This window comes from Bacillus cereus group sp. MYBK79-1 (assembly GCF_051915365.1).
GTDB lineage: Bacteria > Bacillota > Bacilli > Bacillales > Bacillaceae_G > Bacillus_A.
The window spans coordinates 1-16,253 of sequence record NZ_JBQAEO010000017.1 but is presented as its reverse complement, the minus strand read 5'-3'; the positions used below and the strand labels follow the sequence as shown (position 1 = coordinate 16,253).

The following is a 16,253-nucleotide window of genomic DNA, read 5'->3' as shown; positions in this document are numbered from 1 at the left end:
TACAACAAGAGTATAAATGAAAAAGAGCTAAAACAACATTACCTGTTTTAGCTCTTTTTTTACGTATTCAACTTAACAAATCTATAACTATGCGTTACTAACACTTTTAATATCGCATATCCTGGAATTGCTAAAATAATCCCCATAATTCCAAATAAATTTCCGGCAGTTAAAATAATAAAAATAATAGTAATTGGGTGAATGTCTAATTTTTTCCCCATAACCTGCGGAGAAATAAATTTACCTTCTGCTAATTGTACAACTATCATTACGATAATTACTTTTAACACCATTGCTGGCGAATCGATAAATGCGATAATTAACGCTGGAGTTATTGCGATAATTGGTCCTACGTACGGAACGATATTTACAATCATCGCTAAAATAGCAAGTAGTACCGCATATTTAATACCGATAATAAGGTAACCAATTAATAGCATAATACCGATAAACAAGCTAACGATAATTTGCCCTCTAATATACGAGCTAATCGCATAATGCATATCATCTAGTATGCTCATCGCTGCTGGTCGTCTTTGCTCTGAAATAAACTTTAAAAAGTGATTCGGTAATTGTTCACCATCTTTTAAAAGATAAAACAATATAAACGGAACCATTACAAACGTTAAAACGACCTCTGTAACAGTGCTTAAAAATCCAGTTACATTTCCAGTTACTGATGATAACGACTTCGTAAAATCAACTGTGTAGTCTTTTACCATACTCGCTACATTAATATTTAAATTCTCTTGAATTTTCCCTAGTAAATTACTTTCTCCAAATCTACGTGCTGCTCGTTCGATTTCATGACCGAAATACGGTAAGTTATCTATTAATGCATCGATTTGATCTTTAATAATTGGGATAACCGTTACAACTAAAAATACAAATAATCCTAGTACTATTAAATATATGGAAGCTATTGATACAATTCTTGAAACACCTTTCTTTTCGAGAAGCGAAACGAATGGATGCAAAATATAAAATAGTACGCCAGCTAATAATACTGGGAAGAATATTGTTTTTAAAAAGACGATAAACGGAGTAAACACAAAAGAAATTTTCGTTAACAGTAATATGTTTATAAACAATAACGCAAACCCAAGTAACACCGCTAAATAATTGTGTTCTCTAAAAAACTTTTTCAACTTATCTCTTTTTCTTATATTTATTTTCTCCAATGAAACCACCTCTTCGAATGATGAAAAGCCCTTATTCAGGGCTTTTCATCATAATCTATATCTTTATTTCCTTGCAGCTTTCACTACAAATGATACAATAAGAATTAACACGATTGCTCCTAATAATGCTGGCACGACATGAATCCCACCAAAAGATGGCCCAAAAGACCCAAATAATCTACCACCTAACGAAGCACCTAATAAACCTGCGATAATATTTCCAAACATACCACCTGGAAAATTTTTACCCGTTATAGAACCTGCAATTGCACCTATAATAGCACCAACTATTAATGTGATAATCCATCCCATCTTTAGTCCTCCATTTCTATTATAGTGTATTTCTTTTTAACACTAAATTATTATGTAACTATTATAATTATTATATCCAAAAGAGAAAAATCTTGTCAAATCTATGAAAATAAAGTCTTCAAGGAGGTTTTACCCTATGATTCAAAAATTAATAACAACTTCTCACAACACCGCTGCTTCTATTTTAAACATTCAAATACCCGCTTATAAAATTGAGGCGAAATATATAAATAGTACCGCTATCCCTCGTCTTTATGATACTGTAACCGATATTCAATTATGTGATGAAAATTTTTACGGCTATTTTTATGAAGATACACTTGCCGGGTTTATTTCTTTTACAATGGATGAAGAGGAAGTTGATATTCATCGTTTAGTAGTTTCCCCCGATCATTTTCATAAAGGAATTGCGACTAAGCTATTACTATATGTATTTGACATGTTCTCCCCTTCCAAAACATATATTGTACAAACAGGCAAAGAAAATACCCCTGCTCTGTCTTTATATAAAAAACATGGATTTATTAAAGTAAAGGATATCATATTACCTGATGGCGTGGTTTTAACCTCCCTCAAAAAATCAGAAAACAAAAAATAGTTTGACTCATTATTTTATTTATGTTATCTTTTACTTTATAATACCTTTTGCTGAATCCAAAATTTGGAGCGGGGGAACCATTTTTGTAGCTATGCTACTTGGGGCGAATCTTATTTAAGTAGGGAAACTCTCACTTCCCGAGTCCGACAGCTAACCTCGTAAGCGTAATGGGAGAGGAAGGTGCTTTTTGCCTATGTTACACATTTTGCCTCCTTAATGATAAATGTGGGATCGATACCAAGTAGTCACCTATATTTATAGAAAAGGAGACATGTATAATGTTACGTTTATCTGATCACGCAATAAAAATGATGGAGCAAAGACTTCGACTCGAACAACACCGCACATATCAAGCAAATAAAGTTGTCGATAATTTACATCACAAATACTTCTTTCAACATATTTTCCAGCCGAAAAGATAATGAAAAAAACACAAGGTGTGTCTATACAGACATTCCTTGTGTTTTTTATATTTCTTATAAAATTCTCACTACATTTAAACTTGCCGTGATCGCACCTGCTATAGTGGTTACATGCCCTACACCTAACGGACCATTTTGTAATATTAACGTTGAATTGGCACTCGTTACATTCACAAGGAGTGTATTTGAAATGGCAGGTTCGATTACTACAGTTGATGTCGTTACGTTTTGTATAAAACTCCCTGTTAGTTGGGCTCCATTTAATAGTAATCTGACAGATACTGTCTCATTCCCACCATTCGCGTCCCCTTGGAAATAGTAGCTTACTAAATATATTCCTGGGGTGGATACTGTAACCGTTGTGGTGCTAGTTAACGATACACCCGTTCCATATACTGTAGATCCACTATTAATTGGAATGTTAGCGTTCGCTGCAATTGTACTTGTTGCTGTTGAAAAGAAGTACCCACCACCTATTGATATTGCAGATGATCCCGTTGGGCCGGTTGTTCCCGTCTGACCTGTCGCTCCTGTTGAACCAGTTACTCCGGTTGCTCCCGTTGGACCGGTTGCTCCCCTTATTCCTTGTAATCCCGTCGGACCGGTTGCTCCTGTCACTCCAGTTGGGCCAGTCGCTCCTGTCACTCCAGTTACACCTTGGGGCCCTTGGGGTCCTTGTATCCCTTGTGGACCTGTGGCTCCCGTCGCTCCGGTTGCTCCTGTTGGACCGGTTACTCCTTGTAGACCTTGGATTCCTTGTATCCCTTGTGGACCTGTGGCTCCTGTCAGGCCAGTTGCTCCTGTTGGACCTGTGGCTCCTTGTGGGCCTTGGATTCCTTGTATCCCTTGTGGACCTGTGGCTCCCGTCACTCCGGTTGCTCCCGTTGGGCCGGTTGGACCAGTCGAGCCAGTTATTCCTTGAATCCCTTGTGGTCCAGTTGGGCCGGTTGGACCTATTGGACCTTGTATTCCTTGTATTCCTTGAATACCCTGTGGACCGGTTGGACCTTGTATTCCTTGTATTCCTTGAATACCCTGTGGACCGGTTGCTCCCGTCGGACCGGTCAGGCCTTGTGGACCTTGCACCCCTTGTATTCCAGTCGCTCCCGTTGGACCTATCTCTCCTTGCGCCCCCTGTATTCCTTGAATTCCTTGAGGACCAGTTGGACCCGTAATGCCACTTGGTCCTTGTACTCCTTGCACTCCTTGAGGACCTGCTTGCCCTATTGGACCTTGTATTCCTTGAAGACCCTGTAAACCCGTTGGACCTGTTGCTCCTCTTATTCCTTGTTCACCTTGAATACCTTGTATTCCTTGTGGACCGGTTGGACCTATTAACCCCTGTGCCCCTTGCACTCCTTGTGGACCGGTTGGGCCAGTCACTCCTATCGGTCCTTCCACTCCTTGTAAACCTTGTAATCCTGTTGGACCTGTTGCTCCCATTACACCTTGTGGACCTTGTATTCCTTGATCACCCGTTGGACCTGTTGAACCCATTGAACCCTGTACGCCTTGCAAACCCGTTAAACCAGTCGCTCCTGTCGGTCCCTGTATTCCTTGCACTCCTTGTATTCCAGTCGTTCCTGTTGCTCCGGTCGCCCCCGTTGCCCCTGTTGCTCCAGTCGGGCCGGTTGGACCTCCCGGTGATCCTGCTGGACCAGTTGGACCGGTTGGGCCTCCTGGTGGACCGGTTGGGCCCGTTGCTCCGGTTGGACCGGTTGCAGATCCAGTAGGGCCTGTTACTCCCGTCTGACCTGTCGATCCTGTTGGACCTGGATCCCCTTGCAAGCCAGTTGCTCCGGTTGGGCCTATTACACCTTGCACCCCTTGCATTCCTTGAGAACCTGTTGGACCAGTTAGCCCCATCTCACCTTGTGGACCTTGTAAACCTTGAACACCAGTTGCCCCTGTTGGTCCCATTGGCCCTTGTTCCCCTTGTATCCCTTGAGAACCTGTTGGACCGGTTGGACCAATCGGACCTTGTATACCTTGTATTCCTGTTACACCTTGTAATCCACTACTTCCTAAATTCCCTTGAACACCTTGTATACCGGTATTCCCTGTTGGACCAGTCGGACCAATTTCACCTTGCACTCCTTGTATACCTTGTATTCCGGTTGGGCCGGTCTGCCCCATTTCACCTTGCATACCTTGTATACCTTGTATTCCGGTTGGACCGATTTCTCCCATTGGCCCAGGTATTCCTTGTATCCCTTGAATTCCAGTTGGGCCAGTCGGCCCCCGTTCACCTTGAATACCTTGAACACCTTGTATACCCTGTGGGCCTTGTTCTCCCATCGGCCCTTGGTTACCTTGAGCCCCCCTTAGTCCTGTTAAACCCGTTGGACCGGTTGGACCAATCTCTCCTTGCACCCCTTGCACTCCTTGAATTCCGGTTGGACCGGTTGGACCAATTGGTCCTTGTACGCCTTGTATTCCTTGCGGGCCAGTCGGTCCACCTAAAGAACCTGTCGGACCCGTTGGACCAGTCGGCCCCGTAATACCTGGCGCCGGAAAAGGAATAGGTGCTTGAAACTTACTACACTTATCTTGATCCCTCACAAGCATCTCCCCCGTTATAACTAACGTATCAAACTATTTTTAATACATTTAAACTAGCAGTTATCACACCAGATAATGTCGTTACATGCCCAATAGCTAATGGGCCATTTTGCAAAGATAAAGTAGCATTTGAAGAAGTAACATTAATGACCATCGTATTCAAAACTGCTGGTTCTAATACAAACCCTGCCGTGACATAAAAAATAAAACTCCCTGCAACTTGCGTACCATTTAACGTGAGCCTCACTGAAATCGTTTCATTTCCAGCAGTTGGATCGCCTTGAAAATAATAGCTCACTAAATATATTCCCGGCGTACTTAACGTTACAGTTGTTGCATTTGTTAAACTGACACCAGAACCAAAAATTGTAGACCCGGAATTGATTGGTATTAGTGCATTCGCTGCAATTGTACTCGTTGCAGTAGAAAAGAAATAACCGCCACCACTAGGTAAACCAGTCGCCCCTGTTGCACCTACTATTCCTAAGAAACCTATAGACCCTATACTACCAGTGGCTCCGGTAGGTCCCGCAGCTCCAATGGGCCCTATACTACCTTGCGCTCCGGCTGGCCCTTGACTACCGCTTCCCCCTGTCATTCCACTTGCTCCAGTTAGGCCTTGTATACCTTGAATACCTTGCACACCTTGTATTCCGGTTACTCCCGTTGCACCGGTAGGTCCTGTCATTCCTGTACTTCCTTGTATACCTATAACCCCTTGAACGCCTTGTATACCTTGTGCCCCGGTCGTCCCTGTTTCTCCTGTCACTCCTGTTTCTCCAGTTACACCCGTAATCCCAACATTTCCTTGTGGTCCCTCGGGTCCCTCAATACCTTGCGCCCCTTGCACTCCTTGTGGACCTGTTATCCCGTTTTCTCCTAAATCCCCTTGAGGACCTCTAATTCCTTCTGCACCTGTCGGACCGGTTATTCCTTGTATTCCTTGCATACCTTGAGAACCTTGTGCTCCTGTTGGGCCTACTATACCTTGTATCCCTTGAGGTCCTTGCAAACCGATGGCTCCTGCCTGACCTGTTATTCCTTGGACTCCTTGAAGACCTTGAGCACCTTGGGCACCAGTTAATCCAACTTCCCCTTGTATTCCTTGTGAACCTTGTATACCTTGTGCTCCAGCTGCTCCTGTTTCCCCTCGTATCCCTTGAGGGCCTTGTATACCTTGCGCTCTAGCTACTCCTGTTGGACCGGTGATTCCTTGTGGCCCTTGGACTCCGGCTGCTCCTGTTGTGCCTGTGGGACCGATTATTCCTTGTAACCCTTGTATTCCCTGTGCTCCTGTTGGACCTGTTATCCCTTGTATTCCTTGCACACCTTTAGGACCTTCTGCACCTGTGGGACCAATTTCCCCCTGTGGACCTTGAGTTCCTTGGGGACCTTCTGCACCTGTTGCTCCTGTTATTCCTTGGTTACCTTGAGAACCTTGTGCACCTTGTACGCCAGCTACACCAATTACACCTTGAGAACCTTGTGCTCCCCTTACACCTTGAGGGCCAGTGGGACCAGTTATACCTTGTAACCCTTGCACTCCGATTGCACCAGTTCCGCCTGTTACACCCCGCGCACCAGTTCCACCTGTTGGACCTGTTGGTCCTCCAGGTAGGCCAGGTGGGCCAGACGGACCAGTCACTCCACTAGATGGACCAATTGGACCGGTTGTTCCCGTCGGAGCACCCGGAGGTCCTTCTGGTCCTTGTGTACCGGTAGAACCGGTTGCTCCTGTTATCCCTCGTACTCCTTTTGCTCCTTGAAAACCTGTAGATCCACTTACTCCTTGTATTCCTTGAACACCTTGTGGACCTTGAGGGCCTGTTACACCGGTTACTCCCTTTATTCCGCTTATACCTTGAGGGCCTTGTATTCCAGTAGAACCAGTGGGGCCTACTACACCTTGTATCCCTTGATCACCTTGATGTCCTTGCTCTCCAGTAATTCCTTGTATTCCTTGTGGACCTTCTTCTCCTTGTATACCTGTAGTTCCGTCCTCCCCTTGTATTCCTTGCGCTCCTTGAGAACCTTGAGAACCTGTTACACCTGTTATCCCGGTTACACCTATTTCTCCCTGCATTCCTTGCGCGCCCGTTTGTCCTCTCTCACCTATTTCTCCTTGTATTCCTTGGGCTCCTTGTATTCCTTGACTACCAGCAGGGCCTGTAATTCCTTGTATTCCTTCCAGTCCTTGTAATCCAATATCACCAACAGGACCTTGCTCTCCAATTAATCCTTGAGGACCTTGTAAACCAACTGGACCTGTAATTCCTTGCTCTCCAGTATCACCAACCACACCTTGTATCCCTTGAGCTCCTGTTGTCCCTCGTGGCCCTCGTATCCCCCCGATACCTTGAGGACCTTGTGGACCAGTCGCTCCTGTAGGCCCAGTAATTCCCGGAGGCCCGACTGGACCTTCATGCCCTCCAGTTGGACCGGTTGGGCCACCATTACCAGTGGGGCCAGTTGCTCCTATAAGCGGAAGAGGCAGTGCCACTCCAAATTTTTTGCACTTTCTATGATGACGCACAACAATCCCCCTTCCCAAAAATAATTACACCTTTTATATGAAATGCATTTTGATAAGAAAAGTACACCTTTGACCTCATTTTTTTAAAAATAAAGAAGCCTAACATTTCATCTATTTGAAATGTTAGGCTTCTTTTTATAAAAACACTTTACTTTCTCGCCTTAATAATAAAAGTAGTTGGTACCACTCTAGCTTTATATAAAGAATAATATTTCGTAGACGGTTCAGCTCGTTCTTCATCAAATAAGCTAGATGGTTCAGGTTCTTCAATTCTCTCAATTGTAAATCCCGCTCTATTTAACTCATTTATGTATGTACTTATTTTTCTCTTATATAATGTCGCTTGTACATTCTCCCCTTTAAATGTTTCAAACGTAATAGGCGTTTCCTCATGGTAAGAAGACTTTAAAGCAATTTCTTCTGTACCATACTGTAAATTTGAATATACTGGATGCTCCCAGCTAAAAATAAAACTGCCTCCTGGCTTTACATATGAATAAATCAGTTCCAACGTTTTTCGTAAATTCGAAGTCCAACCTAATGCATAAATGGAGTATACAATATCAAAATGCCCTTTCGGAATATCTCCTTCTTCTTCCATTGCTCCGCATATTAACTTTGGATTCCAACACTTTAACGTTTCATTCGCTGTTTTAATTTGTTCACTTGAAAGATCAAGACCCCATACTTCTTCTGCCCCATGTTCTGCCATATATTGCAACGAATGCCCACTTCCGCACCCAAGATCAAGAACCTTTTTATTTCTAATTGAATCGAACAAATGAATCTCATCTTCAGACGCTGTATACGGTCCGTATTTCGGTAAACAATCTACCTGAAAGAAATATGGTGCTACTGTATCCCAACACTTTTTATTTAACGCTAACATTTGTGTATCTTTCATACTCCACATTCCCACATTCCCCCATTCCATTTTATTCCCCTAATATAAATTACACATTATAACCCGATCTCCCTTTTCTCTTCGCTCGGTAATTTTCACTTTCGCGATTGTCTCGCACGCTCTTCCTACTTCCCCACAATCATTATTCGAAATCAAAAAGCGACCTATAATAAAAAGATTCGACCATCATATTTGACAGTCGAATTTTTTTATTTTTCATATTCAAGATGATTATGTCTTTTACAACCAAATAAATAACACCCCCCTATATAATCCGTTTCAAATTCCAACCCTGGAACATATCCAGATTTGATACGTTCTATCATTGTTTTATAACAATTATTCTCTTCTGTATATTCCTCAATTAACTCTTTCTTATCGTTTTCTGTCCAGTTTTCTTCTACTTCTTCATTCTGAACATCTTCTATTTCTGCTGTCTTCGCTTCAATAGATTCCCGTATCACTTCATTTATACGGGAGAAATTATTAGCTTTATATAAAGCATAAACAAATCTAACAATCCAATTGGGGCTTTTCCAATCTTCTTTGTATCCCTTTTCAAAACACTCAATTGCTTCGTTATAACAATTCAATTCAACATATAAATCTGCTACATTAATTTCCCCTACAAAATCATCAGCTTTCCTGTTAAAAGCATCTAACTTCTCTTTCGCTTCTGTCGTTCGTCCTAAATCAATTAAACATTTTACATAGTTATACATGATATAGTCCGAATCCCCTGCAACTCGCAAGAAAAATTCCGAAGCTTCTTCCAACTCTCCAAGGTTATAATGAGCTACAGCTACATTGTAATATGCTTCATTGGATCGTTGAATCGAAAGAGATTTTTGTAATGCTTCTTTCGCTTCTGCCCACTTTTTTTGTTTCATGTAAATTTCCCCTAAGATGTTATAAGGGAAGTATGAGGAAGGATCTAACTTAACAACTTCTTTTATTAATTCAAGAGCTTTATCATCATTCTCCTCCTCATAAAAATACATCCAAGCAAGATTATTGAGAGATTGTACACCTCTAGATTCATGTACTGCTCGGTGAAACAGTTCCATCGCTTTCTCATATTCATTTTGTTCAAACATTTCAATCGCCTTTTCGTTAATGTTCAAATAACTACCTCCGAAGTGAATGAATTCATCTATCCTATATCTTTATTTTAAAATATAAAAATTGTAATTTCTATAAAAAAGAGAGGAATCTTTTTCAATATAGATCCCTCTCTTTTTTATATGGGGATTATGCCGTGCTTTTAAAGCTGCACTACTCCCTTTTCTTTACGATGCATGTTCATCTTTCTTCTTCATTAACGCTCTCTTCTTCATCGCCTTCGTTAAATATCCACCTTTAAATGAACGGATTTCATATGAAGACATAAACGCTTTCGGTGCAATTTCATTAATAATTTCTAGCAGTTCTTTTTCTCTAGAACGCTTTGCAACGATATCTAAACGATAACGTATAGAATTAATACCCTCACCTTCAAATACTGTAACGCCAAATCCAGAGTGACGTAATTCATCTACTAATTCATTACAACGGTCTAGTAAACTAACTTGATACGTAATATAACCAATTGCTAATTTATTCTCTATATAACCGCCTAATAATAGTCCCGCACTAAAGCCAATGACATAGGCAACGATGTTCATCCAATTTGATAAATCTTGAAACACAATACCTAAACTGACAATGTAAATAGCTCCTTCTAACAATCCAACACCAGCAGCGGATCTTGTTTGATTCTTTACAAGCAAAATCGTACGGATTGTTAAAGTTGGAACGTAAATAATTTGAAGCACAAAAATAAGTAACGCTTGTAACATTGATATCCACCTCTTTCAAAAAGTCTTTTGTCATAATAACATACATAACCTTTAGAAATCGATGGGTTTTTAAATTTTTTTACATTATTTTTCATACTATTGAAAAACGTAAAAAAGAAGCGTATTATATTTGTCGTAAATTTGATTCCTTTCATTAGCTCGCTTAAACACAAAAAAGGAACCCCATTAGGCCCCTTTCATCATAGCTCTATGTTTTTCGAAGCATGTTCCCTTTGCTTCTCTTCCTCTTTCACTAACTGCATATTCGCATAAGCTAAATTTGCAATCATTAAAAAGTGACCACCTAAAATGCCTGTACCAAATGCCCACATTTCCATTTCATGCTCAATTTCATACATGATGATTGCTCCTAAAATCGCTGCAGCGAATCGGTTTAAAACTCCTAATCCCGGAGCCTTTTCTTTCATTACGATACTTTTTCCGAGTTTCTCCACTCTGCGAGCTAGTAACCAAAGACAATACGCACTTACAGCTAATCCAATACCAAACCCTGTTACTTGTTTTCCAAACGGAGTAATCGTCCACATAAGTAGTAAACCACTAAAGATCGCATACAATTGTAATCGATATACACGTAAGGCTGCTTGAATCAAAATATCCGCTCCTAATTTCACATTTTTTATACGTTAGAAGAAAAGCAGCAACTTACACAGTTGCTGCTTTCTCTTCTTCTTGCTCTTGTTCCATTTTACGAATTTCAACACGTTTAATTTGGTAAGCGTCTTTTTCTAACACTTTAAATTCATAACCTTCCGCCTCAACATGTTGTCCTTCTTCAATTTCATGATTTTGCATCATAATCCAGCCACCGATTGTATCCACATCGTCTTCTTCAATGTGTAATCCAAACAAATCTTTCACTTCTGAAATAAGCACTTTTCCATCAACGATTTTATGGTGCTCATTCACATGCTGAATTGGTGGTGCTTCATCTTCATCATATTCGTCACGAATTTCGCCGACGATTTCCTCCAAGATGTCCTCAAGCGTTACAATCCCTGCTGTTCCTCCGTACTCATCATATAAAACAGCCATCGGAATTCGCTTCTTCTGCATTTGAAGTAATAAATCGTGAATTGGAGTCGTTTCCATCACTTCAATAATCGGACGCATATACGAACGAATCGATGATAAATCTTTTTGATCTTCGGTCATATATCGAATAAAGAAATCTTTTACGTTGACCATACCGATAATATCATCTTTATCTTCTCCAAAAATCGGATAACGTGTGTATCGCTCATTTTGGATTACTTTCATGTGTTCTTCTACTGAATCTTCCAGGTAGAAACCAATGATTTCTGTTCGCGGTACCATAATTTCTTTCGCAATACGATTATCAAATTCAAAAATGTTATTTACATACTTGTATTCAGCTTGATTAATTTCGCCACTTTCATAGCTATCTGAAAGAATAAGACGTAATTCTTCTTCTGTATGAGCTACTTCATGTTCTGAAGCTGGTTTTAAACCGAATAAACCAGTTATCACACGCGCTGAACCGTTCAATACCCAAATAAATGGATACATGATTTTATAGAACATCATTAACGGTGCTGCCAATAATAACGTTACTTTTTCAGCCTTTTGAATTGCTAACGTTTTCGGAGCTAATTCCCCTACTACAACGTGTAAATATGTCATGAGCATAAAAGCAAGACCAAAAGTTAATACTGATGAGATAGAAGGATTTAAGTCCCATCTCTCAAATAGTGGGTGTAATAACTTTTCAATTGTCGGTTCACCTAACCAACCTAATCCCATAGCTGTAACTGTAATACCTAATTGACAAGCAGATAAATATTCATCTAAATTTGATGTTACTTTTTTCGCTGCTAAAGCACCGCGTTTTCCTTCCGCAACAAGCTGATCGATACGACTTGAACGTACCTTTACAATCGCAAACTCTGCTGCTACGAAAAATCCAGTAAATGCGATTAAAATCGCAACCATGACTAAATTAAATATTTCCAATGAATCCCCCTAGTTTAAAAAACTAAGGTGTCCACCTCCTGTATACTATAATGTTTTCTTATTTGTTCATTAGAAAACATAGCCCGATACAAAAATTAAAGAGGTCGGATTTCACTTTTTTCTATAATAATAGAGCAAGTGTCTGTATTAAAGCTGTCGTTTGACCAGATAAAGATTTCGATATTTTTTCACGTTGTGAATCAGTCAATCCATCTAAAAGCGGCTTTAACTCCGTTAATTCTGCTTCTAATCGATGAATATGGTCTGTCACTTCATTCACATGCTTCGAAACGTGTTCATTGATACCGAGCAGCTTCTTCTTCTCCTCGATTTTCTCTTTAATCTCACAAAGCGGCATATGCATTTCTTTGCACTTCTCAATAAATTGTAATGTCTCAAATGCTGTTTCATCGTAATAGCGATAATTAGATTGAGATCGCTCCGCTTTTAAGATACCTAGATTCGTATAATAATCAATCGTGCGTTTCGACACGTGAGCCATGAGAGCCAACTGTCCGATTCGATACACCTTCCCAACGATCTTCCCCCCTTGTTTATATTACTAACATCATACAATACATAAACTGTACAGTCAAACGTGACGGTTATTGTTCATAATTTATACACAATTCCACATATTCTCTCAAACTCATAGAATATAATTTCAACAAAATAATTAAATTATCGAATTTACAAAACGACTGCTAACGAAATATATCCAAGAAATCCCCTGTTCTTTTCAACCTTTCTTATTATAAAATACTCCACTTTAAAAAGATCAGCTCCGTTTAATAATCATCCCCATAAACTGAAAATTAAGTTATAATATCATTATAAAATATGAAGGAGGAATGCACTCATGTACTACAACACTTCATTCGAAAACGATCAACCTGTAGGCCGTCTATAAGCTAAGGCGGGCATTCATATAACACATAACACTATGCCTCGTCTTAGGGAACTCAAAAAACCCTAAAAATAGACGGAGGTACTTTACATGAAACAAACAATTTTAGGAGCTATATGTTTATCACTAGCAGCTAGTATATGGGGCGGTATGTACGTCGTTAGTAAATACGTACTCGACTTTATCCCACCACTGACACTCGTTTGGCTACGCTTTATCATTGCTTTCGTTGTTTTATATTTCATTTTGAAAACAGCTGAGAAAAAGCAAAAGAAAAAAATAACCATTCGCAAAAAAGATTGGCTTTTATTCGCTTGGATTGGATTTATCGGATATTTCATTTCGATTACATGTCAATTTATCGGAACAAAATTATCTGACGCTCATACAGGCTCGTTAGTCACATCAGCTACACCTGCATTTATGGTTATATTTGCAGCGATCATTTTAAAAGAAAAGCTAACCGCTCGTAGACTGCTATCTACTATCATAGCGACAATCGGTGTCATTATCGTCATTGGATGGGATATTGAAATTGGTTCCTATTTTATCGGTACAATCATATTAGTGGGGGCCGCTATTACGTGGGCTTTACTATCCATTTACGTAAAAATCGCTTCCGCTCGATTTTCATCTTTAGTTATTACAACGTACGCCATATTCTTTTCACTCTTTTTCATTACACCTTTTATGATATGGGAATTCCAATCAAGCTCTATTGAACATATGAACATGTATGTATTATTAGGCATACTTTATTTAGGAATCGTCTCAACAGCAGGTGCCTTTTTCCTTTGGAATAAAGGATTAGAATTAATGGACGCTAGCATCGGTTCCTTATTTTTCTTCTTCCAACCTATCGTCGGATCATTACTTGGTTGGTTGCTCTTAAATGAAACATTAAATAGTAACTTTTTTATTGGTGGTATTCTTATTGTATGTAGTGTTTTCATTACTACTTTTGAAAAGAAATGAAAAACAGGCAGAGATTAAAGATCTCTGCCTGTTCGCATAATTGGGTCCTGATCATGAAAACCAATACAAATTGGTATACTATGTTGTACATCACTACATGCACTTATAAAATTACATACCGTTCTGGCAATTAAATATACAGTTATACCAATTGCCTTTTCATTTGTATCAAAGCCATTTTCAACATACACATCTGCTAATTCTATAGACTTCGGTCCCTCAACATCATATGTCCATTCAGAAGCCCAATCATCATCCTCTTCTTCAAGTGGAACATACTCCTCACAAATATAAAACTGACTATTCCACTCGTTATCAAGATCATACTCAAAATAAATCGCTTTTGTTTCTTCATTAGTAGCCATTTCTACAGCTGCATCCAAACCTACTCGAATACTTTCCTTATATGACACTAAATCACTTGCTTTAATTCGTTCTGCATATTCTGCAGATGCTAACATGCTACAAATTTCAAAATACTTCAATTCTATTTGCTCTACTGATAACGAAAATATATCTTCTTGCATTTCTTCTAAATATTGAAACATATCCAAACTATTTCACTCCACATTCTTTACGCACTCCAATGCGATGGACGGGACAACATTTTCGGCAACTTCGTATGTGTATCCCCTTTCGCTGCGTTAATTTGAACTTGCGTCAGAAAAATACTATTTGTAAAATCTGCCCCGCGAATATCTGCATCTCGCAAATCTGCTCCTATAAGGTCTGCTCCACGTAAATTTGCTCCATTTAAGTTAGCCGCAATTAAGTAAGCACCTCTTAAATTCGCTCCTTGCAAATCTTTCTTCTTCAAATTTGCCCCCATAAGGTCTGCTCCGCGGTGACTCATTCGTTTCTTACGCATGGCATTCATTTCCTTCCAAACTAGCTCACTCGTTTCTAAAAGTAACACATTTACTTCTGCACGGTGTAATGGAATATTTACTTTCATTAACTCGTCCGCATTTAAATTCGAAAATCGCTCTGTCTCTTCAATTGCTTTACTTAGTTCTTTATGAATTGATTGTGTCGCCTTTAAATGAAGAGCCTCATTCAAATACCACAGCATTTCATGAAGCTGATGCATAACTGGAAAAGCATCGTACATTTTTCTCGCATGCTTAGCATCTTTCCGCCAATCAATCCCGTTAAATGTAACTTGCGAAATCTTCTGTCCAGCACCGAAACACTCAAATACTGTACAACCTTTATAACCTTTTCCTCTAAGATTTTTATGTATGCTACATTTATAATCTGATTGTAAGTTAGAACATGGCTTCCCGCCATCTTTATTCACCGCAAAATCTACCGATGCTGCGAACGGTAACGCCACGCAACATAGACCGAAGCATTTTTCGCAGTTTGCTTTTAAATGATCGTTATGATTAGTCAAAATATATACCCCCTGTTGTCTTTTGACTATTTCATAATATTCCAACTGCACTAAATAATCAATTTTAAAATAAAATAGCATCTTTCATTTCAAATCATAACTTTCTCATTTGATTTCCTTTCAATTGAAAAGGACTAACTCTGCTCATTGAATTATAATTAAATTATAAATATTCAAACTAAAAGGAGACTTACTATGGCACTCGAAATGAAAACAAACTGTCAAATTTGCGATCAATCTCTCGAATCAAATTCCGAAGCATACATTTGCGTGTATGAATGTACATTTTGTGCACCATGTACAGAAGAAAGGCAAAACGTTTGCCCAAACTGCGGCGGCGAATTAGTACGTAGACCTAAGAAAAAACAGTAAAAAAGCAAAGCGATATCGCTTTGCTTTTTTACTGTTTTGGTTCCGTCAAGAAGTCTGTGTAAATTGTTGGGGTTCAGTACATTGGTTTATCCAGTTTATAATTATTTGGTGTGGGAACAGTGAAGCTAGCTTCACTGTTCCCACACTATTTTTTAAATGGTTTTTTCTTCATAACGCTCTTTAAACATTTTATAAATTTTTTCATGTGCTAAACCGAATCCAGCTGTTCGTTTGGTAGTCCAACTGTTGTTATAATTA

At 39.5% G+C, this 16,253-nt stretch carries 16 protein-coding genes and 1 riboswitch; of the genes, 4 read left to right on the top strand and 12 right to left on the bottom strand.

Annotated elements, in window-relative coordinates; genetic code table 11:
- Nucleotides 1–59: 59 nt before the first annotated feature.
- Together ACTFOB_RS21595 and ACTFOB_RS21590 are read right to left on the bottom strand one after the other, a co-directional pair.
- Nucleotides 60–1,181 carry an AI-2E family transporter gene (locus ACTFOB_RS21595; RefSeq protein WP_151634506.1) on the bottom strand — a complete coding sequence of 374 codons (1,122 nt, stop codon included), beginning with the start codon at nt 1,179–1,181 and terminating at the stop codon, nt 60–62.
- A gap of 63 nt (nt 1,182–1,244) precedes the next feature.
- Nucleotides 1,245–1,493: a GlsB/YeaQ/YmgE family stress response membrane protein gene (locus tag ACTFOB_RS21590; RefSeq protein WP_000539721.1), complete on the bottom strand. Its 249-nt coding sequence runs from the start codon at nt 1,491–1,493 to the stop codon at nt 1,245–1,247.
- Between the two features lie 136 nt (nt 1,494–1,629).
- Between ACTFOB_RS21590 and ACTFOB_RS21585 the strand changes: the two genes are divergently transcribed.
- Both ACTFOB_RS21585 and ACTFOB_RS21580 read left to right on the top strand, forming a co-directional pair.
- Entirely contained in the window at nt 1,630–2,091 is a 462-nt protein-coding gene (locus ACTFOB_RS21585; RefSeq protein ID WP_440029017.1) for a GNAT family N-acetyltransferase, read from the top strand.
- Between the two features lie 38 nt (nt 2,092–2,129).
- A riboswitch (cyclic di-AMP (ydaO/yuaA leader) is annotated at nt 2,130–2,272 on the top strand.
- A 97-nt stretch (nt 2,273–2,369) separates the two neighbouring features.
- Nucleotides 2,370–2,513, top strand: coding sequence for a hypothetical protein (locus tag ACTFOB_RS21580; RefSeq protein WP_000945246.1), 144 nt, complete (start codon nt 2,370–2,372; stop codon nt 2,511–2,513).
- A gap of 54 nt (nt 2,514–2,567) precedes the next feature.
- Here ACTFOB_RS21580 and ACTFOB_RS21575 read toward each other — a convergent pair whose 3' ends face one another.
- The 8 genes from ACTFOB_RS21575 to ACTFOB_RS21540 all read right to left on the bottom strand — a co-directional run bounded on the left by ACTFOB_RS21575 (nt 2,568) and on the right by ACTFOB_RS21540 (nt 12,874).
- Nucleotides 2,568–5,081: a BC_3345 family exosporium-associated protein gene (locus tag ACTFOB_RS21575; RefSeq protein WP_440029019.1), complete on the bottom strand. Its 2,514-nt coding sequence runs from the start codon at nt 5,079–5,081 to the stop codon at nt 2,568–2,570.
- A 22-nt stretch (nt 5,082–5,103) separates the two neighbouring features.
- A complete protein-coding gene (locus tag ACTFOB_RS21570; protein WP_440029021.1) occupies nt 5,104–7,608 on the bottom strand; it encodes a collagen-like protein in 2,505 nt (834 codons plus the stop codon).
- Between the two features lie 148 nt (nt 7,609–7,756).
- A complete protein-coding gene (locus tag ACTFOB_RS21565) occupies nt 7,757–8,512 on the bottom strand; it encodes a class I SAM-dependent methyltransferase (protein ID WP_440029031.1) in 756 nt (251 codons plus the stop codon).
- 209 nt (nt 8,513–8,721) lie between these two features.
- Nucleotides 8,722–9,636: a tetratricopeptide repeat protein gene (locus ACTFOB_RS21560; RefSeq protein WP_440029023.1), complete on the bottom strand. Its 915-nt coding sequence runs from the start codon at nt 9,634–9,636 to the stop codon at nt 8,722–8,724.
- A gap of 165 nt (nt 9,637–9,801) precedes the next feature.
- Nucleotides 9,802–10,350: a DUF2179 domain-containing protein gene (locus ACTFOB_RS21555; RefSeq protein WP_000938446.1), complete on the bottom strand. Its 549-nt coding sequence runs from the start codon at nt 10,348–10,350 to the stop codon at nt 9,802–9,804.
- Between the two features lie 200 nt (nt 10,351–10,550).
- The gene (locus ACTFOB_RS21550; RefSeq protein ID WP_046957915.1) at nt 10,551–10,964 is read right to left on the bottom strand and encodes an ATP synthase subunit I; all 414 of its coding nucleotides are present in this window, start codon (nt 10,962–10,964) and stop codon (nt 10,551–10,553) included.
- A 52-nt stretch (nt 10,965–11,016) separates the two neighbouring features.
- The gene (locus ACTFOB_RS21545) at nt 11,017–12,345 is read right to left on the bottom strand and encodes a hemolysin family protein (protein ID WP_440029025.1); all 1,329 of its coding nucleotides are present in this window, start codon (nt 12,343–12,345) and stop codon (nt 11,017–11,019) included.
- 121 nt (nt 12,346–12,466) lie between these two features.
- Nucleotides 12,467–12,874, bottom strand: coding sequence for a MerR family transcriptional regulator (locus tag ACTFOB_RS21540; RefSeq protein ID WP_087958918.1), 408 nt, complete (start codon nt 12,872–12,874; stop codon nt 12,467–12,469).
- Between the two features lie 468 nt (nt 12,875–13,342).
- Here ACTFOB_RS21540 and ACTFOB_RS21535 point away from each other — a divergent pair, with 468 nt between their 5' ends.
- On the top strand, nt 13,343–14,227 hold the full coding sequence (locus tag ACTFOB_RS21535; protein ID WP_440029027.1) for a DMT family transporter: 885 nt from the start codon (nt 13,343–13,345) through the stop codon (nt 14,225–14,227).
- A 14-nt stretch (nt 14,228–14,241) separates the two neighbouring features.
- Here the strand turns inward: ACTFOB_RS21535 and ACTFOB_RS21530 are convergent, their stop codons facing one another.
- The gene (locus ACTFOB_RS21530) at nt 14,242–14,781 is read right to left on the bottom strand and encodes a hypothetical protein (protein WP_440029029.1); all 540 of its coding nucleotides are present in this window, start codon (nt 14,779–14,781) and stop codon (nt 14,242–14,244) included.
- 20 nt (nt 14,782–14,801) lie between these two features.
- Nucleotides 14,802–15,623, bottom strand: coding sequence for a pentapeptide repeat-containing protein (locus tag ACTFOB_RS21525; protein ID WP_440029030.1), 822 nt, complete (start codon nt 15,621–15,623; stop codon nt 14,802–14,804).
- A gap of 195 nt (nt 15,624–15,818) precedes the next feature.
- Between ACTFOB_RS21525 and ACTFOB_RS21520 the strand changes: the two genes are divergently transcribed.
- A complete protein-coding gene (locus tag ACTFOB_RS21520; RefSeq protein WP_002146550.1) occupies nt 15,819–15,995 on the top strand; it encodes a DUF1272 domain-containing protein in 177 nt (58 codons plus the stop codon).
- Nucleotides 15,996–16,253 lie beyond the last annotated feature (258 nt).